General features: G+C 42.7%; 23 protein-coding genes. 8 read left to right on the forward strand and 15 right to left on the reverse strand.

The window, feature by feature from the left end; translation table 11 throughout:
• Window positions 1-156: 156 nt before the first annotated feature.
• The 3 genes from FPZ44_RS12755 to FPZ44_RS12765 are packed head-to-tail and all read left to right on the forward strand — an operon-like array spanning window position 157 to window position 1,399.
• Window positions 157-687: a TetR/AcrR family transcriptional regulator gene (locus tag FPZ44_RS12755; RefSeq protein WP_144990725.1), complete on the forward strand. Its 531-nt coding sequence runs from the start codon at window positions 157-159 to the stop codon at window positions 685-687.
• Window positions 687-1,001, forward strand: a complete 315-nt coding sequence (locus FPZ44_RS12760) for a DMT family transporter (RefSeq protein ID WP_144990727.1) — start codon at window positions 687-689, stop codon at window positions 999-1,001. The genes FPZ44_RS12755 and FPZ44_RS12760 overlap by 1 nt, the downstream gene beginning before the upstream one ends.
• A 26-nt stretch (window positions 1,002-1,027) precedes the next feature.
• On the forward strand, window positions 1,028-1,399 hold the full coding sequence (locus tag FPZ44_RS12765) for a DMT family transporter (RefSeq protein WP_272482989.1): 372 nt from the start codon (window positions 1,028-1,030) through the stop codon (window positions 1,397-1,399).
• Window positions 1,400-1,561: 162 nt separating this feature from the next.
• Here FPZ44_RS12765 and FPZ44_RS12770 read toward each other — a convergent pair whose 3' ends face one another.
• Window positions 1,562-2,743, reverse strand: coding sequence for a cation:dicarboxylate symporter family transporter (locus FPZ44_RS12770; RefSeq protein ID WP_144990731.1), 1,182 nt, complete (start codon window positions 2,741-2,743; stop codon window positions 1,562-1,564).
• 342 nt (window positions 2,744-3,085) lie between these two features.
• Between FPZ44_RS12770 and FPZ44_RS26470 the strand changes: the two genes are divergently transcribed.
• Window positions 3,086-3,253 (forward strand): hypothetical protein, encoded by a 168-nt coding sequence (locus FPZ44_RS26470; RefSeq protein WP_186786038.1) that lies wholly within the window; start codon window positions 3,086-3,088, stop codon window positions 3,251-3,253.
• A 100-nt stretch (window positions 3,254-3,353) separates the two neighbouring features.
• Window positions 3,354-3,902, forward strand: coding sequence for a stage II sporulation protein M (locus FPZ44_RS12775; protein WP_144990733.1), 549 nt, complete (start codon window positions 3,354-3,356; stop codon window positions 3,900-3,902).
• Window positions 3,903-3,991: 89 nt separating this feature from the next.
• Here FPZ44_RS12775 and FPZ44_RS12780 read toward each other — a convergent pair whose 3' ends face one another.
• The 14 genes from FPZ44_RS12780 to FPZ44_RS12845 all read right to left on the reverse strand — a co-directional run bounded on the left by FPZ44_RS12780 (window position 3,992) and on the right by FPZ44_RS12845 (window position 17,810).
• On the reverse strand, window positions 3,992-4,180 hold the full coding sequence (locus FPZ44_RS12780) for a hypothetical protein (RefSeq protein ID WP_144990735.1): 189 nt from the start codon (window positions 4,178-4,180) through the stop codon (window positions 3,992-3,994).
• Window positions 4,161-5,321 (reverse strand): hypothetical protein, encoded by a 1,161-nt coding sequence (locus FPZ44_RS12785; RefSeq protein ID WP_144990737.1) that lies wholly within the window; start codon window positions 5,319-5,321, stop codon window positions 4,161-4,163. Before FPZ44_RS12785 ends, FPZ44_RS12780 begins: the two co-directional genes overlap by 20 nt.
• A gap of 26 nt (window positions 5,322-5,347) precedes the next feature.
• Window positions 5,348-6,541, reverse strand: coding sequence for an MBOAT family O-acyltransferase (locus tag FPZ44_RS12790; protein WP_144990739.1), 1,194 nt, complete (start codon window positions 6,539-6,541; stop codon window positions 5,348-5,350).
• Between the two features lie 391 nt (window positions 6,542-6,932).
• Window positions 6,933-7,961, reverse strand: a complete 1,029-nt coding sequence (locus FPZ44_RS12795) for a hypothetical protein (protein ID WP_144990741.1) — start codon at window positions 7,959-7,961, stop codon at window positions 6,933-6,935.
• Window positions 7,962-8,933 (reverse strand): 3-oxoacyl-[acyl-carrier-protein] synthase III C-terminal domain-containing protein, encoded by a 972-nt coding sequence (locus tag FPZ44_RS12800; protein WP_186786039.1) that lies wholly within the window; start codon window positions 8,931-8,933, stop codon window positions 7,962-7,964. It abuts the gene before it with no gap.
• Window positions 8,934-8,962: 29 nt separating this feature from the next.
• A complete protein-coding gene (locus FPZ44_RS12805) occupies window positions 8,963-10,135 on the reverse strand; it encodes a radical SAM protein (RefSeq protein WP_144990745.1) in 1,173 nt (390 codons plus the stop codon).
• A 51-nt stretch (window positions 10,136-10,186) separates the two neighbouring features.
• Complete coding sequence (locus FPZ44_RS12810) at window positions 10,187-10,441, reverse strand: phosphopantetheine-binding protein (protein ID WP_144990747.1); 255 nt, start codon at window positions 10,439-10,441, stop codon at window positions 10,187-10,189.
• A gap of 11 nt (window positions 10,442-10,452) precedes the next feature.
• Entirely contained in the window at window positions 10,453-11,478 is a 1,026-nt protein-coding gene (locus FPZ44_RS12815; protein ID WP_144990749.1) for a Gfo/Idh/MocA family protein, read from the reverse strand.
• A 1-nt stretch (window position 11,479) separates the two neighbouring features.
• Window positions 11,480-12,589: a radical SAM protein gene (locus tag FPZ44_RS12820; protein WP_144990751.1), complete on the reverse strand. Its 1,110-nt coding sequence runs from the start codon at window positions 12,587-12,589 to the stop codon at window positions 11,480-11,482.
• 153 nt (window positions 12,590-12,742) lie between these two features.
• On the reverse strand, window positions 12,743-13,855 hold the full coding sequence (locus FPZ44_RS12825; protein ID WP_144990753.1) for a glycosyltransferase family protein: 1,113 nt from the start codon (window positions 13,853-13,855) through the stop codon (window positions 12,743-12,745).
• Window positions 13,852-15,150 (reverse strand): ATP-grasp domain-containing protein, encoded by a 1,299-nt coding sequence (locus FPZ44_RS12830; RefSeq protein WP_186786040.1) that lies wholly within the window; start codon window positions 15,148-15,150, stop codon window positions 13,852-13,854. The genes FPZ44_RS12825 and FPZ44_RS12830 overlap by 4 nt, the downstream gene beginning before the upstream one ends.
• A 60-nt stretch (window positions 15,151-15,210) precedes the next feature.
• Window positions 15,211-16,020 (reverse strand): ABC transporter permease, encoded by an 810-nt coding sequence (locus FPZ44_RS12835; RefSeq protein WP_144990757.1) that lies wholly within the window; start codon window positions 16,018-16,020, stop codon window positions 15,211-15,213.
• Window positions 16,021-16,023: 3 nt separating this feature from the next.
• Window positions 16,024-16,833: an ABC transporter permease gene (locus FPZ44_RS12840; RefSeq protein WP_144990759.1), complete on the reverse strand. Its 810-nt coding sequence runs from the start codon at window positions 16,831-16,833 to the stop codon at window positions 16,024-16,026.
• Complete coding sequence (locus tag FPZ44_RS12845) at window positions 16,830-17,810, reverse strand: ABC transporter ATP-binding protein (RefSeq protein WP_144990761.1); 981 nt, start codon at window positions 17,808-17,810, stop codon at window positions 16,830-16,832. The genes FPZ44_RS12840 and FPZ44_RS12845 overlap by 4 nt, the downstream gene beginning before the upstream one ends.
• A 260-nt stretch (window positions 17,811-18,070) precedes the next feature.
• On the opposite strand from FPZ44_RS12845, the gene FPZ44_RS12850 reads away from it, so the two are divergent.
• From FPZ44_RS12850 to FPZ44_RS12860, 3 genes are all read left to right on the forward strand, one after another.
• Window positions 18,071-18,892, forward strand: coding sequence for an undecaprenyl-diphosphate phosphatase (locus FPZ44_RS12850; protein WP_144991828.1), 822 nt, complete (start codon window positions 18,071-18,073; stop codon window positions 18,890-18,892).
• A gap of 356 nt (window positions 18,893-19,248) precedes the next feature.
• Window positions 19,249-21,015 carry an ABC transporter substrate-binding protein gene (locus FPZ44_RS12855; protein ID WP_144990763.1) on the forward strand — a complete coding sequence of 589 codons (1,767 nt, stop codon included), beginning with the start codon at window positions 19,249-19,251 and terminating at the stop codon, window positions 21,013-21,015.
• 61 nt (window positions 21,016-21,076) lie between these two features.
• Window positions 21,077-22,030, forward strand: coding sequence for an ABC transporter permease (locus FPZ44_RS12860; RefSeq protein ID WP_144990765.1), 954 nt, complete (start codon window positions 21,077-21,079; stop codon window positions 22,028-22,030).
• The last annotated feature ends 9 nt before the right edge of the window (window positions 22,031-22,039 follow it).

Consider the following 22,039-nt stretch of genomic DNA (forward strand, 5'->3'; position numbering starts at 1 on the left):
AGTATCACACTGTTAATATGAAAGCAACTATATTCATGTAACCTTAAACCCAATCAGAACATCATCTGGCAACGTAACTAGGTTGAATTTTCATAACATACCAACTATAATAATTTAAATTAACCGTCCAGACGGTACAGTTAGGTGGTTGCAAACATGTCCAAACGCGAACAGATTTTGAATGCAGCTTCACAAGTTATCGCCACCAAAGGGGCGAATCAACTCACGCTTGATGCTGTAGCAGCAGAAGCTGGTGTTAGCAAAGGTGGTCTGCTGTATCATTTCCCCAACAAAGACGAATTAATAAAAGGATTGAACATTCATGTCATCACTTGTTTCCGTAACATGATTGAAGCTGAGTTGGAATCCGGCATCCCTTACAGCCAGGCCTATTTACAAGCAACTATAAAAACATCCGCTGATCCCGACTTTCTTCTAGTCAACTCCAGTTTGATAGCCGCCGTTTCTAACAACTCAGATTTTTTGAATTTGTGGGCCGAAGAATATGAGCGTTTTCATCAAGCTTGGGAACAAGAAGGGTTGTCCAAAGAGAAATCTGTCGTGCTTCGCACCTTATGTGATGGATTGTGGTTTTCATCTATGTTTCAGCTCTATCCTGTCGCTAATGTGGATCAGCAGATCGTGTTCGATTATATGATGAAATTATTGAGGGAGGAACTATCGTAATGCCTTATGTTTTATTACTGTTTTCAATTGTATTTGAAGTATTCGGCTCCTTTATGCTGAAGCTTTCCAACGGATTTACACGAGCATGGCCTGTCGTCGGCGTTGTTGCTGGTTATGGGCTATGCTTCTATCTACTATCTAATGTACTTCAATTTCTGCCTTTAGGTCCGGTGTACGCTACTTGGAGCGGACTTGGGACGATATTAACCGTGCTTGTTGGCGTTCTATTTTTTAAAGAGCGAATCAATCGTACAGGTGTTATCGGCATCGTGCTGCTCGTAACGGGTCTTATACTGTTGAACATGACAAAATAACGCTATTTATGTAAGGAGTTCGAATTATGAGAGGTATATTTTTCTTATCTATATCTATTATCTCAGAAGCCGTAGGCACTGTGATGCTCAAACTATCAAATGGTTTCACAGCTATTTATCCTACACTCGGTTTTGCTATATGTTATTTGACGGCATTCACCTTCTTGAGTTTTTCGTTAAAAACAATACCGCTGTCTTCTGCCTATGCGACATGGTCAGGGATCGGCACCGCATTAGCTGTCGTGCTCGGTATTATTTTCTTTCAAGAAGAAATTAGTATGCTGAAAATTGTGGCCCTGCTGCTGGTTGTCGTCGGTATTATGATGCTGAACAAAGGCACAACAAGAAGTGATCAGAGTTCCGAAGAAGCGGCATCCTCCACATCCAACGTTGTTTAAACCCCTTAGTAAAACGATTTACGTGAAAAGACTCATATCTTCCCCCTTGCAACAGTCATTGTTTGGGGGAACTTATTTCCCCTAACCCTATATTTTCTATATAAAAAAACTAGTTACGTCGCAGTATTTGCAACATAACTAGATAATTGACTCGTAAAAACTTTAACTCTTACTAGCAGTTACCTTATCCTTTTTCTTAAAGTAATGAATAACTTGTGCGATTGCTCCGTCCCCCGTAACGTTCGTTGCTGTACCAAAGCTATCCTGCGCGATATACAACGCAACCGCCAAGCTAATCATCGCTTCATCAAAGCCGAGCATGGATGTAAATAAACCCAGCGCAGCCATCACCCCACCACCTGGGACACTTGGAGCGGCAATCATCGTGATGCCCAGCATCAATATGAAGGGAACCATCACTTCAAGTGACAGTGCATGTCCATTCAACAGCAAGATCGCTGCAGACACCGAGGTAAGCGTAATGGTTGAACCTGTAATATGAATCGTTGCGCATAGTGGAACAACAAAGTCAGCAACTTCTTCATCTGTACCTAGCTCTTTTACCTGCTTCAATGTCACCGGTATCGTCGCTGCTGACGATTGTGTACCTAGTGCTGTAAAATATGCAGGCACCATAGTACGCAGCATGCGGAACGGATTACGTTTATTTAATGCCCCTGCAATCGAAAACTGTAGAATCAAAATAATCAAGTGCAGTACTAGAATGATTGCAAACACTTTAACAAACACTTGTAAAATCATTGCCACTTCGCCTGCTTGCGTCATGTTCATAAAAATACCCGCAATATGAACAGGCAGCAGCGGTATAATAATCGCGGAAATGACTTTACCAACGATGTCTTTCAATTCAAGCGATATTTTCATTAAGCCATCTGCCTGTACAACTGTAATCCCAATCCCGATCAGGAAAGCAAGCAGCAATGCAGTCATAATATCAAATATAGGCGGCATTCCAATGTCAAAATAACTCACTAACAACTTTTGCCCCGTGCCATGAGTCGCTTGATTAACATTTGAGGCACTAAGAAACTTCGGAAACGTTGAATAAGCCACGAAATAAGCCAGGAAGCCTGCAACAACCGTTGACAAGTAGACAACGACTGCCGTTAAACCTACTAATTTACCCGCTCCACGCCCCAATTCCCCGATACCAGGAATAATAAATCCAATAATAATAAGTGGAATAATAAAGCTTAGGAAGTTTCCAAATACTTTGTTGAAGGTAACAAAAATGCGAATAAACCAGTCCGGCGCCACAAGTCCAAGTCCAATCCCGAGGGCTATCGCAATAATAATCCGCATAAAAAGTCCAATCCGTTTCATAGCTGTATCTCCTTAGCATGTTCTATTCATGGAAAAATCACTATTTTGTCTCCTGTAGGAATACAGTTGTTCTTCTAACAAGAACAAAAATGATATTAGCATAAATCCCCGAAAATTTCACTGCCAATTTAATACATACATTCCCTCCAGCTAGTACTCAACACATGAAAAGCAGATCAGATTCCATAGCTATTAAGCATAACGATTAAGCTAGCTGATACTTGTCCAATATGACATGGACGACATATCTAAATCTATGGGACGAGCTGCTTAAATTTGGAACCAATCTAGTAGAATCCTCATAGATTGGTCTTAGTTCCACAGAAAAGGAGGTGCAAAACTATGATGTTGGATGTTGCGCAGTTACTTGGTGTTGATCTTTCGGTAGCACTTGAAATTATCCGTAATCTTATCGATACGGGTATTCTTCCTCCTCAGCTCGAGCCAATTAGAGGACTTCTTGAGACCCTTATTAATCTTGGATTAATCGATACTGCTGTTGCTCTGTAATCCCCTATATGAGTACACCTGATAGATTTAGGTGTACTTTTACTTATGTACATTTATGTAAAGTAAAGCTATTAAAATACATCATGAGGTGAAAAACAGCATGAAAATCAACTTAAAACAAGTATGGCAAGAAGAAAAGAAACGCCTTATACTAGCTGCTTTGTTCCTAATAGCTGGTTTACTACTTGGTATCTCATTGGGCAACTATGTCGATATCGATCCAAAAACGTACTATAATCCGCAGTACCCTGAATGGTATACGCTAGCGTTTAATAATATCGTAACGGGACTCATTATTGCTGCTAGCGGTATTTTACTATCCATTCCGACGATTATGTTTTTGTTATTTAACGGGATTATGATCGGATTTGTTTCCGTTTTAGCCTCTTCCTTTAGCTCCGTCGAAACGATTTTGGCAGGTTTGCTGCCCCATGGCATATTAGAAATTCCAGCCTTGCTCATTGCTGGCGCAATCGGTTTGAAGCCGTTAGTCTGGGCAGCTCGCTTCATTAAACTTAAGCAGCGTGTTAACTGGAAACAAGAAGGCACCAGAATTACCTTATTGTTAGCTATCATGACGACTCTGCTCATTGGCGCGAGTTTCATTGAGGCATATGTTACCCCGCACATTATGGAATGGACTCGTTAACAAAAAAAGCTTGCAGCGTTATACGCCACAAGCTTTTCTGAGTAATTTTAAAAGATCTCTATCTATTAATCTGTTAAGTTTCTGCTCTACTAAAAATTCATATAAATAAATTCTGCTGTTTCACCCGAAAAGAACAGGACTCCTAATACGACGATAATCATCATTGCAGCACCAGCAAGTGTAACGAGCCCTAGTAACAAATAACGAGCTATTTGTTGGCCTAACGGCAATGATTGGGCCTTATGCTTTTCTACTCTACTACTTGTTGGTGATTCCATATTGTTTCAACCTCTTGTATAGAATTTCGCCAAACAGCTTATTGCCTGCATCCGTCATATGCGAAGGATCGTGATAGTATTTATGATCCACGACATTCTTTCCGCCGTTGAACTCAATATATGGATATCCACGAGATTCTATCAGCTTTTTATAAGAGCCCATTACTTTGTTGTAATCTTTCCAATCCAGCAGCTTGCTTTTCGTTATCAACGTCTTGTCTAACGGCGCCGAATAGAAAACGGCTTTCTTATTATGCTCTTTAAGTAAGTCCAACGTCTTCTCCATCATGAACAAGCCAAAGCTATTGTTAGGGTCAAATGGTTTTTTCCATGTATAGAGAGACTTGAAGTGTTTATCTACCTTTGCCTTATAGGTGCTGCTGAATGAATCATAGGCACGATACGGAGAAACAGCTGGTTCCGGCTTAACGCCTTTCTTGGCATCCTGCTGTTTCTTCAACTCCCGACGCATTTTCTCCATCGGTGTACGTGTTTTTAAAAATTTATAGCTAAGCGCATCACGGTCATGGAACAGCGTCCAGTTATTTAACACATTTGCTGTCATCCAGTTATGCGCATCACTTGGAAGAGAGCTTTTATTTTTTGTAGGGAATTCATCCAACCAATCTTTAGGAATGCTTTGACCAAGCTTGCTAACCATTGTCGGATAAACCATCACATCAGGCTCATTCTCAGTAACGACAGCTATACCATAGTTCACCTCATAGACGACATAATCAATTTCATCGATCATCGATGCAAGAATAGCGTATGTCTCTGTAAAACGACCACCTGTAAGCCCTAGATTATAAACGGTTTTGTCTTTCATATGCAGCTGGAGTACCCCAGCTGTCGTGTTCTTACCATCCTTAACCGTCGTACCAAATACCGTTGATGGTCCAAATACACCAACTTTTTTACGGCCATTATCTGGCTGCTCTTTCAGATGCTCGATCCATAGCGGCATATAGACAATAGAATCATATGCAGGCACACGTAGTTCCTTTTTCGCATGGCTTACGACTTCCTTTTGCATATCGTCTACGATAGGCATTGCCCACTGATTAATGCCAACAACACCAAGCGTTGCGATAGATACCATTAACACCGACAGCGACTTCCAGGGAAAAAAGTTACCCATTGCTAAACATTCACTCCTTTAGTCCATTATTTTAAGCCGAACAACCGCAGCGTCAATTCCCACCCTGCCAATATAGGTAAAACAAAGAATACCCTGCTAATCGTGACGCCAAAAAATGTAATCGCGATCGACAATACGGTAGTACCCGGTTTTAACCATTTCGGAACAGGAGGGAACTTCGGCTTGACTTCCTTCACAAAGAAACGATGAATACAGAGCATGACCCCGTGGAACATCCCCCAAACGACAAAGTTCCATGCTGCACCATGCCATAACCCTGACACGGTCATTGTACACATCAAGTTAAAGTAAACACGCGGTTGCGACACTCGGCTGCCCCCAAGCGGGAAATACACATAACGTGTCAACCATGCGCCGAGCGAGATATGCCAACGATTCCAGAACTCCGCAATACTACGGGCCATGTATGGATTTCGGAAGTTTTCCGGTACTACGATACCGAACAGTCTAGCCGTACCGATCGCAATATCTGAGTATCCTGAGAAATCAAAATAAATAACGAACGTGTACGCGATGAGTGCAATCCACAGCGTGGACAAATCCGACTGTGCAATTCCTGCCTCCGTATATATAGGCGCTGCAATCAGCTTAATGCTCTCTGCTAGAACAAGTTTCTTGAACAATCCAATTCCGATGCGCCCAATGCCATAGGGAATGTTCTCCCATTGGAAGCGAGCCTGCAACTGTGGATAGAACACCTGGAATTGCTTAATTGGACCTGCCACCATCGTCGGGAAGAAGAAGATGAACGCCAACAGCCCGATCGGCTTATGCTCGGGAAGATTTCCTCGCTTGCGCTCTACCAAGTAATGAATTAATTCAAATGTGAAGTAAGAAATACCCAATGGCAAAATCAATTGTTCTACCGTTGGTAGAAACGGCTGATTTATAAACGAAAATAACTCCTGCAAGGTTTCAATCAGCATGCCACTATATTTAAAATAACCAAGTACAAGGACAGCCCCTAGTATAGCTGCAGGATATATCCATTTGCTAGATTTCTTGGAAGCCCAATAAATGAGCAAGAGTGCAATGATAACTTCACTTAATAGTAAGAATATAAAGGAGCCTGCGTAATACGTATAAAACGTAACTCCACCTGCGAACAGGACGTAAGGTCTCACTCGGTAAGGCACAACATAAAATAAAATACATGTTGCAAGTACAAATAACCAGTATAGCCAATCTGTATAGATCATGTCCTCAGCTACCACCATCCACTTTGTAATCTATTTTTACCACTGTTATGTAATTCGAGATTCACCTTATCAGTACAGATTTACACTTGAATCTCTCTACTAACATCGATTTGGAATCTGGAATCCACTTATACACATAAATATGAGTATACCTGTTAGATGCATGAAACGTCCAAAAGTTTTGTAAATTGTAATTTTTGTATTAGATAATTTTGTATGAATAAGCAACAAAAAACCACAAGCGGTTAGCCGCACTGTGGTTCAAAGTAAGCTATTATAGCTCTGTTATCTATCATTCGATAGCTGTAAATAGGTTTCATTTATCATGCCCCTCCATAAGGAGTAATGGAACCTTCACACTTATTATTTATAAACTTGGCTACAATCTAGTTCAACGCACCTTCTTAATTCGTACGAGCCCTATTCCATAATCAACACTCGCAAATACGAGCAAAGCTGTTTGACCAGATACAAGCATGCCTGTATTAACAGCTTCTTGTAGGGTCAAAAAGGGATCACTTCCGAGACCGTTCACTTCTGTCCATTCCGATCTTATATAGAGAGCTATGCCAGCTTGATCGGCTATACGTTCAACCTCGCTCATCCAGTTCGCTGAGACATGCTGAACGATCATTAAATCCGCCCGCACATGTTCTCTCTGCTTAATCGACGATTCTAATTGTTGAACCAAGCCATCAATAGCTTGATCGTAATCTTCGCTTGTCCAATCAAACATATCCGTTGCCAGATAAGCAGGCTTGTCCTCATAGGACAGTACTTCAAATTCACCGCCCTGTGAGGATACACGACACCACATAGCCATATCCGCTTTCAAATATCCATTCCAATGACGTCTGCTAAATGGATAAACCATTTGGTCAATGATCGTAAGCACCGCGTGACTTGACTCATCTTTCAGCAGCATGCGTTCCAGCCATCGCAAACCTAGAATACATGCTAGACTACCATGCTGACCAATCGCCAAAGGCATTGTCCTCGCATGCCCCAGCGCTTGTGCAAGCTGAAAGCTAGGCATATAGATGATAGCTGGAACGACGGTTTCATGGCAATAGCACAAATAGGATGCGTTATTGTAACGTCCTGATTGAATCGCCTCCGAACATATCGAATCGTACGGCAGTTCATAAAAGGCAGGAACGAGAACAGGGGTTGCTATCGTTGCTACCATTGAATGGTTCGTGCTGCCAGAACTAGCATGATGAACATGAACACGACTTTCCGCACCTGGAGGCCACAAAGGTGGAACCCCAGAAGCTTGGAACAAATGCTCCCTTTCTTCAGCCATCTTATCAAGCTCGTATTCCATGGCTTCACCGCACTGCTCAAATGTTTTGAAGCTATTAGGTTTCTTTATGGAAAGATCGCTTAGAAACAAGCGTGAGGAAAGCTCTTGCACCATTTAGTAATCCCCCTGGTTCTGGTCAGTATGATTGGGTGGACAATATCGATGTAGAGCACATCCGAAGCTTCCGCCTGTCCCAGTTGTTAAAGAAAAATAATAGTCTCCAGGAGCGAGTGCTTCGTGCATAACCGCATGCTCCAAGTTGAATAGAACATCCGAGTTCGTCATATGGCAGCCAGTATGCAAGGAGGGCCTATAAAATTTAGAGAGTGGTATGCCTGTTGTACGCGCCACCGTCTCCCATACGAAGTTAGGCATGTTGTTGCAAAATACGAGTTTAATATCTTCAACCTTTAATCCATTCTGCTTAATCATCCTGATAACAAATTGCCGGATATGCAAATAGTACAATTGATAAGCCTGCTTAATCTTCTCTTCGTCATTATCGTAGATGACTTTATCATGCTTGGAATCTACGGCAAGAAGCTGATGCGCTCCTTTTCCGTACTCTAGAATGCAAGCAGATGAACTATCACCAACGAACACATAATCGGTTACGTAATCAAGCGGATGTCTGCCTTTATCACAGCCGATAAATAGAATGGCTTCGTTGGGAGCATGCTCAAGCATGATTTTTGCATTTTTAAGCACAGAATGGAAGCTAGAGCAAGAGTACTCCTCCAACGCATAAATGGGCACATGCTCTAGCCCCCACCGTGCTAATGCCGATTTAAAAAAGTTCCGATCATGCCAGGCAACCATGGAAGTTTGGGCAAACCATATTTCAGCTATCGTGGTTCCTTTTTTTCTGCATTTTTCGATCAAAGGCTCCACTACTCGCTCAATCATTTGAAGATGGGTCAAATGCTTTTCCATCGCAACCGTGTATATGCCTTCTTGATTGAACTCTGCCTCGTCCCTTGTAAAGACGTAACCTTCCCTCTTAGCCTCCTGTATCACATTACGAATTGGCTCATTATCAGGTTGATACAAGGACCATGCAGAAATATGAACGGTTTCGGTTGTCATCGTCCACACCTCCTCATTCGACAAACCGTTCATCTACCATGATTATACAGTAGAACGCAACGGGAGCAGACAGGAGTTAGTCCTTCACCCAATACTTCACGATGACGTCGAAATGAATCACTGTGGAAGACATCTTGCAGATCATCTTTACTCAAATCACCGAGCGTAAATTCAGGAAAGAACTTGCATGGATTAACCTTTCCATCCGGCATAATGTCGATGCGATTCGAGATGGATAGACATTGTGTTCGTTTCATGGCTGGTTTTTCAGAGCCAAGTACGAAATCTCTCACTTCTCCTGGTTCAAGTGCAGGCTGGAAACGTATACGACTGTCCCACACTCGCGCATTGATCCGCTTCATCTCTTCTTTCAGCGGCTCAATATTTTCTTCAGACACGCGGAACGTAAATGAATGCCAACTATATCGCTGCTGCATTTTCGCCGCCTCAAGCCAGTTGAAGCGCTCGCGATAGTAGTCATCCATTTTGTTGGCAACATCTTCTGGGATGTACCATGGGAATACAAAATAAACAGTATCAATACCTAGTGACTCAAAATATTCCATAAAGTCATACAGCTTGCCGATCATTGCATCGTTAATCGTCAAGCTGATCGAAATCCGACCTTTATACGTGCCCGCTTTTTGCAATTCGAGCAGCATATTCATTTGCTCAACGACTTTTTGAAACGTTCCTCTGCCTCGAATCGCATCGTTTTCTGCCTCGAACCCTTCAAGGCTGATTAGCAATGTAAGTCCTTCTGATATTTTCAAAATCGAATCTAATTTATCCTTAATAAGCAAACCATTCGTACAAATCGTTGTCGTACGAGGATCTTCTGCTAAATAATCCGCCAATGCTTCAAATTGGGTATAGAATAGCGGTTCGCCACCCCAAAGAAATAAGCGTGAACTTCGATGCTGCGTATCCTTTAACAATTGGCATAGCAGATCAAAATCAATCTCTGCGTTTTTCACCTCTCGCGACATATCATGGTGATATCCATCACTGTTCCATTCGAAGCAATGTTTGCAGCGTAAGTTACAACCATTGTTTAACTTAATGCCAATATCATCTGGCACATCCAGTGCAAAGGTAGGATCATGCCGCTGAGCTCTGCGAGACACCGACATGTTGCGAATGGTTCGTTTTACATTTTGAAACGTATTTCGGTCAAATTTAACATGCGTACGTGGTTGCATCGTCTTCCTCCTTCCCAACTACTACGTGTTATTTTTACACAGTCCGGCTCTCTAGGTCTGTGGTTGAGCTGCCTTTGATACTCGCAAGAAAGCTGAAAAAATTTCAATCGATGATAAATGGTCATAATCAAACGTATCAAAGTCAATTTGGATATCAAACTCGTCCTCTATAGCCAGCATAAAGTTAATCATCTGCAAAGAGTCAAGACCCGCGTCATTCACAATATCTGAAGTTGGCTGCAGCGTTTGCAATAGAGCTGGATCTTCTTTCACTTCACTTAAGATAGCAATAATTTTATCATTCACCTTGACTCCTCCTAATCTATAACGATCGTCGTTGATAGCATGCGCGCTTGATTGTACAGCTGCTCGAGAATCCTTACTCGTTCACCTGTGAGCGCGAAAGCATCACTAGGAACTCGATTTATAATTACATCACTGAAATACTGCCATTGATTCGAGAAATAAGACTGCTTCTCATAACCAATACTTTCAACATCTTCACTTTCGATGTGCTCTACATGCATAGCCAGCTTGCAGGGCGCAATACCTGGGCGGAAAATATCTTGCAGCACAACCTTGCAGCGCTCAAATTGAAAGATAACACTTGCCTCATACTGCTCCTCAAACGAACCTTTAAAAGTGGCCTTCAAGCCATTCTCATACGTTGCATCTGCGCGAAAAGTCCAATCCGTATGATTAGGCCCATCGAAATTAGAGCTAGCTTCAGCCTGTGCCATGTTCAATCCAACGATAGCTTGAAGCGTTTGAAGCCAGTACGTGCCGAAATCATACCAAGCTCCACCGCCCTGCTCTGGATACATGCGATAATCATCCGTTCCTTCTCTATCCACCCTAACACTGAGATTCATGTCCACGGCATGCAACTTACCATACTCACCAGACTCAACAAACCTTTTCACCGTCGATTGCCATGGATGATGTTGAATCATAACACCTTCCAATACGTAAAGCCCGCTCCGTAATTGTTCCTCTGCAATACGATCATACTCTTTCATCGTCAAGCACATTGGCTTCTCAACCAGCACATGCTTGCCCGCCTGCAAAGAACGTATTACCCACTCCACATGCTGTTCATTGGTCAAAGCAATATAGACGACATCGATATCTGGTGAAGCTAACAACTGCTCATAACTGCCAAACGCTTGCGGTATGGCATATTTTGAAGCAAATTGCTCAGCCCGCTCAAGAGAACGACTAGCAATTCCATGAACCGTTAAATTAGGCACACTTCGTAATGGTTGTATCAGCGCTCTCCCCACAATACGAGCACAGCCAAGTACGCCAATACGAAGCCCACCATTCATCTGTATACTACTCATCTTATTTCTCCGTCTTCGTTTTGAAATTCAAACAGCATGCTTGGCAAATAGGAAAAGAATTACGTTTCAAGTAATTGCGATATTCCTTGTAGCGAGGCCCTTTCCATATGTCTAAAAGGCGCTCTTCATTTACATTTCCTAAAGTAAGGTCGTAGAAAGCGTGGCAAGAGGTAACATCGCCGCGCGCATTAATCTCCGTGCTGAGCCAAGGGAATTCACACCGCTTCTTCGCATGCGATAGCTCGTGGCTGTTGCCGCTGAAATAGAGTTCGATCGTTTCCTCGGTCATATTTTGTGGGTAAGCGTTGAAATAAACGCCTTTTTCTTGGCAATAGCGCTCGATATTGCGTACTTGACGAGACAGCTCTTTTCTATCCATTTCACTAAATTCAGACAATTTACGAACAAATCCATTGGAAACTTGCGCATTCGTGTCTAGATTGAAGTTGTTTTTCAGTATGTTACGGTATTCAACATGATCTTCAGGAGTAATGAACGACTGGAACTCTAGACTAATATGATCTAGCTTCGTAATATCAATGTGCTCGAAGAACAACCGCTCCACATGCATATAAGTTAAAGGGGTAATGATAAAAATAATGCCTACTTTAGGAAACTCCAAGCCTTTTGCTTCCCTCAGGTCAAATAATTTCTCTATGCCCCGTCTAGCCTTCTTAAATACGCCTGGGCCCCGCTGCGCATCATTGATTTCTTCTGGTCCATCCATAGAAACCCATACTCGATGCGCCCCATGCTCAATAATCGTTTCCGCTTTCTTTTCCAGCAAGGTGCCATTGGTAGGGAAGGCCACCTGACTGCCATAATACTTTAAGGTTTCAAGCACCTCATCAAAGTGCTTGTACATTAAAGGCTCGCCACCGAACAAATCATAGTACGGCTTCGCATGACTGCAATCCTCGATAATTTGCTTCACAACATTAATGTCTAATTGAGCGAGCACCGGTCTTTCTTTATAAGCACCATTGTCGCCCCATTCGTAGCACATCTTGCAGCGTAAGTTACATGCCTCTAACAATTGCAGCCATATCCATCGAGGTGTTGACGTGTTGATTACAGACGGTACCCCTTCTTTGTTTATCTGGATTGCCATCTTGTATCTCCTCCTCATCATAAAAGTAGGTTGGTTGAACTACATATTACTGACAAGACAACGAACGATACTACGTCACATCCGAATTGCAGTCTCTTTCATCCTCACCTCCTTTCATGGCTGCTTACACTTACGCCGCTGACAGGGGATTATTTAATTTATAGGTACTTGTAAATGGGCAACAAGCTCTTCTACAACATCTATCGCTTTTTCGCGTGCCCGCATTAAGTTGTCATGCATCTCTCTTAACAAATCATTAGAAAATCCTGCTTCCTTCCACAGCTCATAACGAATGCCGAATCCTGCTGATTCCCACAGCTTCATATTGGCTACCTCATGACTACCGAATGGTTCTAACATAATGATGGGCGTTGCCGCCGACAAGGAATCTACCAAAGTTGCACCGCCTGGCTTACTAATAACAGCACGACTGTTACGAATGAGATCGAACACTTCAGGATAAGAGCGGCCGCTGGATGTTTGAAAGGCAGCATTCCCCTGCTCATCAACCTCCGCAAATGGCGGAAAACCATGTTCACCATGTTCATTAATGTCCCAAGGATTCCAGGCAGGATCGATCATATAGTAGCGATGAAGATCCCGGTTATCCGGAATGTCGTCGACATAGTAAGCGATTACATTTAAGGCAAGCTGCTGCTGTCTTGCTGGATCGATTATATTTTGATACGTGCCAATTCCCCAGCCCCCACCATGAATCGTATAGCGATCAGCACGTGACTCAAAAGGTAATGGTGCTTCCTTACTTACAAGTAGCTGCCGATACAACTGCTGTTGCTCGTTCCCTTCGAACATCCATACATTGCGATAAGTGTCTCCGAGCCCTTTATGCACAGCATAAGAAGCAGATTCTCCTGCATCAAGTCGAATCAATTGAATAGTAAGAAGCGTGTCCCCCATTATTTCTTTGTATCGCTCAATTACAGGGATCCAGAAACCCGTCATCACAATGAAATGCTTTCTGCCTTCATCCTTCCATTTAGTCAGCAGAGCCTCAACTTTAACAGTTTCCAACGTATCGCCCAAATTCTTTGCCAAGTGATAGCCTGTCTTTGCGACTCGAAAGCTCTGATGGAAGGCTTTGCGATAGCGAGGGATGCTGTCTCGCGTTACCGCCGGATACAATTGCTCCAACATTTCTATTTGAACCTGTAACCCTTGAGATCTCAACTGATGCTGCAGCAGCTTGGCAGGAACATAAATGCCTAAGGAGTTAGCTGCACTCAGTACCGTAACGAATGCACTCACTTTCCATTCACCCCTTCTAAGGGAGTAAGTGTAAACCGCTCGAATCGATCGATCATGTGTTGAAATGAACCAGCATCTTGTCCCAGAAATAGTAGAAACACTCTATAGTGCCATCGTTCAGCATGTAGATGGGCTGCATACGTATAGATGACGTAGCGATGACGAGGATCTGGTTCTAGTGCCTCATCCAGCAATGCTTTCATCTCTGAAAATGTATATTGACGCTCGGCATCAACTCGTATATAACGGCTTTCAGCGAAAGCATACGTGCGAAGTTGCGTATCCACAAATGGAAGCAAATACGTCACCTGCGTGAAACGTCCGTTAATCTCGATGACCGGATACAAATCTCCTAGCTCATCAACAATCGAATCTACGCCAATAACTCCTGTATATCCTTGCTGCTGGAGCAGATGACCTAATCTCAGCATTTCTTTCTCATAGGTTTCACGCAGTTCTGTTGGGATTTGCGGGGCATAGTCCGTACCTACATATACGCCGCGCTCTTGAATGCGCTGTTCTGTAATCGCCAACAAATGTACTTCTTTCAGCTGAATGAAAATTTGCGCATTCAAGGAACGTTGGATTGGGTGCCAAGCTTCGATCAAAAGCTCAAATGTAGCAGCTCGCCTGCGAATAAAAGCAATCATCTTTTTAAAAGCCAACTCGCTATCAATAATAGATAAACCTTTCCCAGATGAACCATGCGGCGATTTGAGGACTGCCTGGGTGAAACCTTGCTCACGAATCATTTGGTAAGCTTCTTCTAATTGTTCAGGTGTATGACAGAAATAACCCTTTGTAACAGCAAATCCGTTCTTCTCTACGAATCTCCGAACCTGATATTTGTCATTCAGCTTACGAACATAGTCAGCATCGTCATACCGCAATGTCCAGCCATTATTCTGTGACCATTGTCGAACTTGCTCTGTTAATAGAAATGGAAGAAGCACGGGTTCTTTATCCTGTTTATGCTGTACAGCACTGAAATCTGAATCGTCGATAAACGACAGATGAATGTGGGGCAACGTTCCTTGTCCTCGCACCATTTCAACATAGGCTACAAATTCATCTTCAGGTTTATGATGGAATAACACCGTATCCCCATGCTCAGCAATCCAGAGCAGCTGTTGTTCCTGCTGGATGACTAGCTGTGCTTGCACAGGATCATTTAAAACCGGGAAATATTTGCTCGTATTCCACGCCTGATCATCATTCATATTGGCATACCAAAATGCGACAGATGAAGCTGGCTTAAGCAATTGAATGGGGCTTTCCGTAATATAGCTTGTCATCCTTATAAACACCTCCATCGAAATGCTGTTGCATATTCGTTAGTCGTTCAACTAGATGAGTTATAAGCTGGAACTGTTATATTGACGAAGTGCATATTTCCATACGGTTCGAATGAGGAAGAAGAAGAGCACGGGCGCTAGCAAGGCCCAAATCAACTGAGCCGTTGAAAGTTTCCCCAATACAAACAATGGTCCATAGTTCGTGATTAAGAAAAACGGCAAGATGAATGTTCCGATATGCTGAATGGCACGATGATAGAGGCTTGCAGGCATATTGTTGGCATCCCATAACGCATAAGAAATTTCTGCTGCAGCACTTGTGTCTAACAACCAGAATGACAAGAGCGAAGGAATGATCATAAGACAATAGGTCAATATGACACCGATGAGTAAAAAGACGACAAATCCGACTACCGTTTCCCACGACCACATTACCGAAGATGCATTCCATCCTTTCGTAATTAATACGATGCCTGTTATCACGTTAGGGAATGCCATTCCTAAGTCGATATGCCGTAAGGATACTAGAAACTGAAGCGACATAGGTTTCGTCATCATCATATCTAGTGCACCGCCGCGGATCGTTTGGCCTAGTATCAAAAAATTTTGAAAGAAAAATCCCATATAGATACCTGTAAATATAAAATGAACGCCCAAAAACATCAAAATAACATCTGGTGATAAACCATCAATATGTAGATTTGTTTTGAAAACGAGCAATACATACAGTAGCTTTGCGATAAGAAATGCAATCTCGGCCACAATGCCTGTAATAAAATTAAAGCGATATTCCATTTGACTCATAAGCGAGTATTTGACAAAAAGACGGAGGATGTGCAAGTGTCTTTTCACTTCTGTCCAACGCATCATTGCTTAACCTCCTAAACCCAAATATCGCTTGAATCCCAGCTTCCAGCTCATATAAGCCACACCGCCCAATACCACACTCCAGCCTAGCTGCCATAGCAGACCAAGCCATAGCTCTGAAGATGGTATAATGCCTGTCCACACATTTACTGGCCAGTAAATCATGTAATAGAACGGCAGTACAGATATAGCAGAGCGGAATCCTTCACCAAATAACTCAAGAGGAAACATCCCTCCACTGACAACATTAATAACTAAAGAAGTTACTACGAAAAAATAGGAGATGTCGGCCAACCAAAATGCAATGGCAGAAACAGCGAAAGAAAGAAGAAAGCTTATTATCATTGCCATAACGATCGATAAGATAAAAATAACGATACGTTCAGGTTCATGCTCAAGTTGACGGGATGCAGGTGATACGAAGAGGATAAGAGTAATAATGACGATAAAGCCGATTATATAGAGCAGCTTCTGGCCGAAGTAATGACATAAACGAAATCCAAAATAGCTTATTGGCTGGATCAAATAGCGGTTCAAACCACCTGTCTTAATGTCATTAGATACGGCATGCTCCATATTTGTCATAACGAGCTTGGATACTACTGCTGCTAGAATCGTATAGGCAATCATCTGCTCGTAAGAATAACCGAACAAAGTAGTATCGTTATAACTTTTATAAACAGTAGACCAAATATAATATTGAACGACCGCTGGAACAAATGCACTAATGAGAGACAAAAAAAAGTTGGAGCGATATTCCAGGGCATGTTGGAGACCGAAGCGAAATGTGACAGCATATTTGTTGGCGTTCTTCATGATTGCCTCTGAAATAATGCCTCGATGCCTTCTTCAGCACCGATCTCAGCAATAAGAACATCCGAGACAGGCAGCAGCTCCAACAACTGCCGCGAAGAATCCGCTATATTGGAAGATTCCAATTCGATGACCGCGGTTATACCGTCATGATGCAGTACATTTCCAAATGGCAGTAGTATCTCTCGCTCAACGTGTTCATGAAATTGAAGCTTCATAATGCGCTTATCACCATATTCAGCGTTAACATCCTGAAGTTCGCCATCATATGTGATACGACCTCCTTGGATCAGAATCACTCTAGGACAAAGATCTTCGATATCTTTCATATAGTGGCTTGTTAATATAATAGTTGCGTTCGTCTGTTCATTGTAATGCCGTAAAAACTGCCGGATTGCTTTCTGTGCCAACAAGTCAAGACCAATCGTTGGCTCGTCCAAAAAAAGAAGCTTCGGACGATGGATTAAGGATGCAATCAACTCCATTTTCATCCGCTCTCCTAACGATAATCGTCTAACTTGAACATGCAGAAGGTCCCTGACGCCCAACATATCGGTTAATTCGTCTAATGTTCTCTGATAACTATCTTGTTCAACTTGGTAAATGCATTTATTTAAATAGATGGAATCTGCTGCAGGAAGGTCTGGCCATAGTTGACTTTTTTGTCCCATGACGATGGAGAATTGCTGTTTGAAGTCCTTGTGTCGTTTCCAAGGAGTATAACCCATTACCGTTGCGGACCCGCTAGTTGGATGAAGAATACCGGACAACATTTTCAAAGTTGTTGATTTCCCTGCCCCATTCGGACCAAGAAAGCCTACCATTTCTCCTTGACGGATGGAGAAACTCACATCTTCAACAGCCATTTTGGTTAGCGAATTTCGGTGAATAAGATTTTTAAACGAGTGGATAATTCCAGTATCTTTCTTATAGTAAGTAAACGCTTTCGTAAGTTGCTTTACTTCAATTATGTGTTCCATGGAACATCCCCTTTGTAGAGAACATACTGCGACATAATCATTCTTTAGCAACATTGTATGGGTTAAAATGACAAATGTCCACGCATTCTGTACATATTCCGAAAAAAATCTCTACTGTCCGTATTATCCCCCTCTTCCATTACCAATTAGATACAATTCTTTGCTATCCTTTCTATCACTACCGTTTCTGTTAAAAAAACAGTATAATAGTGCCTATGTGAACTTTTATCTCGTGATGTAGGAGAGTGACATTGTTGAATTTGTGGGAATTGTTTGTGGCATTCATATTGGGCATTGTGGAGGGCTTGACGGAATTCGCTCCGGTCTCATCTACGGGCCACATGATACTAGTAGATGACTTTTTACTTCATTCTAAAGAATTATTCTCGCCGCCTGTGGCGAATACATTCAAAGTCGTCATCCAGCTTGGTTCTATTCTAGCTGTTGTAGTCGTTTTCAAAGATCGTATCTTGAATTTGTTCGGCTTAAAGAAAAATATACCGGGTACGGAAAGTGGACCAAAACTAACGCTTGCACAAATACTTGTTGGTTTAATTCCAGCTGGTGTGTTGGGCGTATTGTTTGAGGATTACATTGATGAGTATTTATTCTCAATTGAGACGGTGCTCATTGGACTCGTTATCGGTGCAGTCTTGATGATTATTGCCGACTATGCTCGACCAAAGCGTCCTTCTGCTGAAACGGTTGACCAGATCACATACAAGCAAGCGCTTGGAACTGGATTATTCCAATGTCTTGGTCTATGGCCTGGCTTCTCTCGTTCAGGATCAACGATTTCCGGAGGCGTTCTGTTAGGAATGAGTCACCGTGCAGCATCTGACTTCACCTTTATTATGGCTATTCCGATTATGCTTGGCGCAAGCGGATTGTCCTTATTGAAGAACTGGAAGTACTTCACGATTGACGCACTTCCATTTTTCATCGTTGGCTTTATTAGCGCATTTATTTTCGCTTTGATCTCGATTCGCTTCTTCTTGAAGCTTATCAATCGTGTTAAACTCGTGCCGTTTGCGATTTATCGAATTGTATTGGCAGCTGTTATTTACTTCGTATTCCTGTAAGTTATATAGCAACTCTGCTAATTAGCACACAACTTTATACACTGTGAATGTGCACCTGTGTATCTTCCATTAAAAAGAGGCTGTCCCAAAGTCATGAATATTGACTTCGGAGATAGCCTCTTTTGTATATCCCCGAATATTAGCTGCAATTGTTCTTTCCGAAATGAAACTAAGCCATCTGCTTCAACTAGATGGAAATCGTTCACATTTGTTAATGAATTCGCTTTCATCGTATATGGCGTTACTACTTTTTCGCAAAACAACAACATGTCGGTTTATTGTTGACTTTTCCAATCGGAATAAAATAACATTGCTAACATCAACAAACGAGTTGTTCATCAAAAGGAGGATGTCCTATGAAAAAACAAGTACTATCCCTATTCATCGTGCTGCTCGCTTCATCTCTATTTACAGCTTGCACATCCAATGAATCGAAGCCGAGCACATCTTCAGCTCCATCTACAGCAACCAATTCAAATGCCGGTACTGCTAACTCAACTGCTCAAACAAATACATCAGCAGCAGTGAGTACAAAAGTGACCGATCTAGGGACAGGGGTTATTCAAGCCTCCGATCCATCCAAGCTGCCGGATTCTGCAAAACAACGTAATGACACCTTTATCGCTGGTCTGACAGAGCCAAGCGGTGCCTTCACACCGCATTTCCATCAAAGCGGATATGACGGAAATGTTGCTTCCGTACTGTTCGCTCCACTCGTGACTGTTGACGAGAAAGGCAAGATCGTACCTTATCTTGCAGAGAAATGGGAAATTTCCAAAGATCAGCTTACGTATACGTTTCACTTAAATAAAGATTTGAAGTTCAGTGACGGCTCCCCGTTAACTGCAGAGGATGTTGCCTTTACGCTCACCATCCTGCACGACAAAAACTATGATGGCGGAACAGATATTTTTTCAAGCCATATTAAGGGCGGCTTAGCTTACAAAGAAGGAAAAGCCTCGTCCGTTGCTGGCATCAAAGTAATCGATCCACAAACGATTCAAATTGAAACTGATCAAGTCAATGCAACTGCGCTGCTTACATTGGGCGGCCAAGTTCTTTCCAAAGCCTATTACGGAAAAGACTACAAGTTCGGCAGTCTCGAATACATTCGAGAGCTTCATGCGAAGCCAGTAGGCGCTGGCCCATACAAGCTGGATAAGCATCTACCAGGTCAAGAACTGCGGTTCACGGCTAATGAGCACTTCTTCAAAGGAAAACCTAAAATCGAACGCTTTATTTACAAAACAACCGAAGGTGATGCATTCCAATTTATTGAAACAGGAGAGCAGGATTACGCAGCGTTTTCCGCTACTCAAGACAATTTAGATAAACTGCAAAAGCTCGGCTTCCTCAATCTTAAGCTAAACACATCAAGTGCATATGGCTACATTTCTATCAACCACAAGAAGCCTTATTTCAAAGATAAAAAATTGCGTCAGGCACTCATTTATGGACTAGACCGCAAAACAATTGTTGAAGGGGTATCCCAAGGGTCTGCACAAGTTGCAAACATTCCTACATCCCCTACTTCTTGGTCTTATACGGAAGAAGGAATTAATCCATACCATTACGATCCTGAAAAAGCAAAAACACTACTCGATGAGGCTGGCTGGAAAGAAGGTAGTGATGGTGTACGCGAAAAAGATGGTCAAAAACTTGTCATTCGCTATCTTTCTTCCAAATCAAAAGGATCTGACGCATTGATCGCGATCGCCAAAGAAAACTACACAGCCATCGGCATTCAATTTGAACCGGAACAATTCGCTGACTTTAACGCACTGCTCGCCAAAGTCGATGGCGGCGACTATGATTTAGCTTCCTTCTCCACACCAATGCTTCTAGATCCGCATAGCGGCGTATCTGGATTTACGACAGAAGAAGCGAAGGGTTACTCCAATCCAAAAGTTGATCAGTTGATTAAAGAAGGCATCAGCACGCTCGATATTGAAAAGCGCAAAGAAGTTTACAAAAAGCTGTATCAAGAGCTGAATGAAGATCCACCTTATATTTTCTACAGTTACTCCAAGCTTCTATATTCCTATAACTCTCGCATTAAAGGGTTGGATCCGAATCCGTATCGCGGAATCGCAACGAGCCTGCCACTGACAAGCATTGAATAAGAAAGGAATGGGACGGACGCCATAGCGGACCGTCCCAGCCTTACTAACAGGAGGCATCTTCATGAGCACTTACGTCATACGCCGAATCATCTATATGCTGCTGACGCTGTTAGGTGCGTCCATGCTTATTTTTTTTCTATATGCGCTAACACCTGGTGACTACGTCGACAACAATATGAATATGACCGAGCAGCGCAAGGCGGAGCTTCGTGAAATTTACGGGCTCAACAAGCCGCTCGTCGAACGATATACAGCATGGCTTGGCAACGTGCTGGAAGGCGACTTTGGTTATTCTTTGCAGCATCAGAAGCCAATTATGACTTTATTTAACCATTACATTTGGAATTCATTCCTGCTCGCGGCCGTCTCCACCTTTCTTACGTGGTTTATCGCAGTCGTAGCCGGCGTGCTCTGTGCTTATAAGTCTCAATCTATTTTTGACAAGAGCGTCACGATTTTTATATTTGCAGCCATGTCGATTCCTTCGTTCTTCATTGGGCTCTTTTTCATTAAGCTGTTTGCCGTTGATGCAGGCATACTGCCTCCAGGAGGAATGATTACGACTGGAAGCAACGCGGAAGGTTGGGATTATGTCCTCGAAGTTGCGGAGCATATGGTACTGCCCGTCTTGATCGTCACCTTACTCGGAACAGGATCACTGACCCGCTATTTCCGATCCCATATGCTTGAAGCGATGAAGCAAGACTATGTACGCACAGCTCGTGCTAAAGGCTTGAAGGAACGAGTCGTATTGTATCGCCATGCACTGCGCAATGCTATGCTGCCAGCTATCACCTTAATCGGATTTGAACTGCCAACGCTGTTCGGTGGTTCCATTGTCATTGAGAAAATATTCAACTGGCCTGGCATCGGGCAATTGTACATGCAGTCTTTTACGATGCGAGATTACCCGCTGCTGATGGGCTTCACGATGCTGCTTGCGATACTTACCGTTATTGGCACCTTTATTTCTGACCTGCTGTACAGATTAGCTGATCCGCGAGTACGTCTATAGAAAGGAGTA

This window comes from Paenibacillus agilis (assembly GCF_007786455.1).
GTDB lineage: Bacteria > Bacillota > Bacilli > Paenibacillales > Paenibacillaceae > Paenibacillus_B > Paenibacillus_B agilis.

Bases quoted from the DNA above. Each gene is read 5' to 3' on its own strand.
- FPZ44_RS12785 (WP_144990737.1), bottom strand. From the start codon at position 5,321: ATGGGTAACTTTTTTCCCTGGAAGTCGCTGTCGGTGTTAATGGTATCT.
- FPZ44_RS12775 (WP_144990733.1), top strand. From the start codon at position 3,354: ATGAAAATCAACTTAAAACAAGTATGGCAAGAAGAAAAGAAACGCCTT.
- FPZ44_RS26470 (WP_186786038.1), top strand. From the start codon at position 3,086: ATGATGTTGGATGTTGCGCAGTTACTTGGTGTTGATCTTTCGGTAGCA.
- FPZ44_RS12805 (WP_144990745.1), bottom strand. From the start codon at position 10,135: ATGCAACCACGTACGCATGTTAAATTTGACCGAAATACGTTTCAAAAT.
- FPZ44_RS12795 (WP_144990741.1), bottom strand. From the start codon at position 7,961: ATGGTGCAAGAGCTTTCCTCACGCTTGTTTCTAAGCGATCTTTCCATA.
- FPZ44_RS12830 (WP_186786040.1), bottom strand. From the start codon at position 15,150: ATGACAAGCTATATTACGGAAAGCCCCATTCAATTGCTTAAGCCAGCT.
- FPZ44_RS12855 (WP_144990763.1), top strand. From the start codon at position 19,249: ATGAAAAAACAAGTACTATCCCTATTCATCGTGCTGCTCGCTTCATCT.
- FPZ44_RS12840 (WP_144990759.1), bottom strand. From the start codon at position 16,833: ATGAAGAACGCCAACAAATATGCTGTCACATTTCGCTTCGGTCTCCAA.
- FPZ44_RS12845 (WP_144990761.1), bottom strand. From the start codon at position 17,810: ATGGAACACATAATTGAAGTAAAGCAACTTACGAAAGCGTTTACTTAC.
- FPZ44_RS12860 (WP_144990765.1), top strand. From the start codon at position 21,077: ATGAGCACTTACGTCATACGCCGAATCATCTATATGCTGCTGACGCTG.
- FPZ44_RS12835 (WP_144990757.1), bottom strand. From the start codon at position 16,020: ATGATGCGTTGGACAGAAGTGAAAAGACACTTGCACATCCTCCGTCTT.
- FPZ44_RS12765 (WP_272482989.1), top strand. From the start codon at position 1,028: ATGAGAGGTATATTTTTCTTATCTATATCTATTATCTCAGAAGCCGTA.
- FPZ44_RS12755 (WP_144990725.1), top strand. From the start codon at position 157: ATGTCCAAACGCGAACAGATTTTGAATGCAGCTTCACAAGTTATCGCC.
- FPZ44_RS12780 (WP_144990735.1), bottom strand. From the start codon at position 4,180: ATGGAATCACCAACAAGTAGTAGAGTAGAAAAGCATAAGGCCCAATCA.
- FPZ44_RS12760 (WP_144990727.1), top strand. From the start codon at position 687: ATGCCTTATGTTTTATTACTGTTTTCAATTGTATTTGAAGTATTCGGC.
- FPZ44_RS12820 (WP_144990751.1), bottom strand. From the start codon at position 12,589: ATGGCAATCCAGATAAACAAAGAAGGGGTACCGTCTGTAATCAACACG.
- FPZ44_RS12815 (WP_144990749.1), bottom strand. From the start codon at position 11,478: ATGAGTAGTATACAGATGAATGGTGGGCTTCGTATTGGCGTACTTGGC.
- FPZ44_RS12800 (WP_186786039.1), bottom strand. From the start codon at position 8,933: ATGACAACCGAAACCGTTCATATTTCTGCATGGTCCTTGTATCAACCT.
- FPZ44_RS12770 (WP_144990731.1), bottom strand. From the start codon at position 2,743: ATGAAACGGATTGGACTTTTTATGCGGATTATTATTGCGATAGCCCTC.
- FPZ44_RS12790 (WP_144990739.1), bottom strand. From the start codon at position 6,541: ATGATCTATACAGATTGGCTATACTGGTTATTTGTACTTGCAACATGT.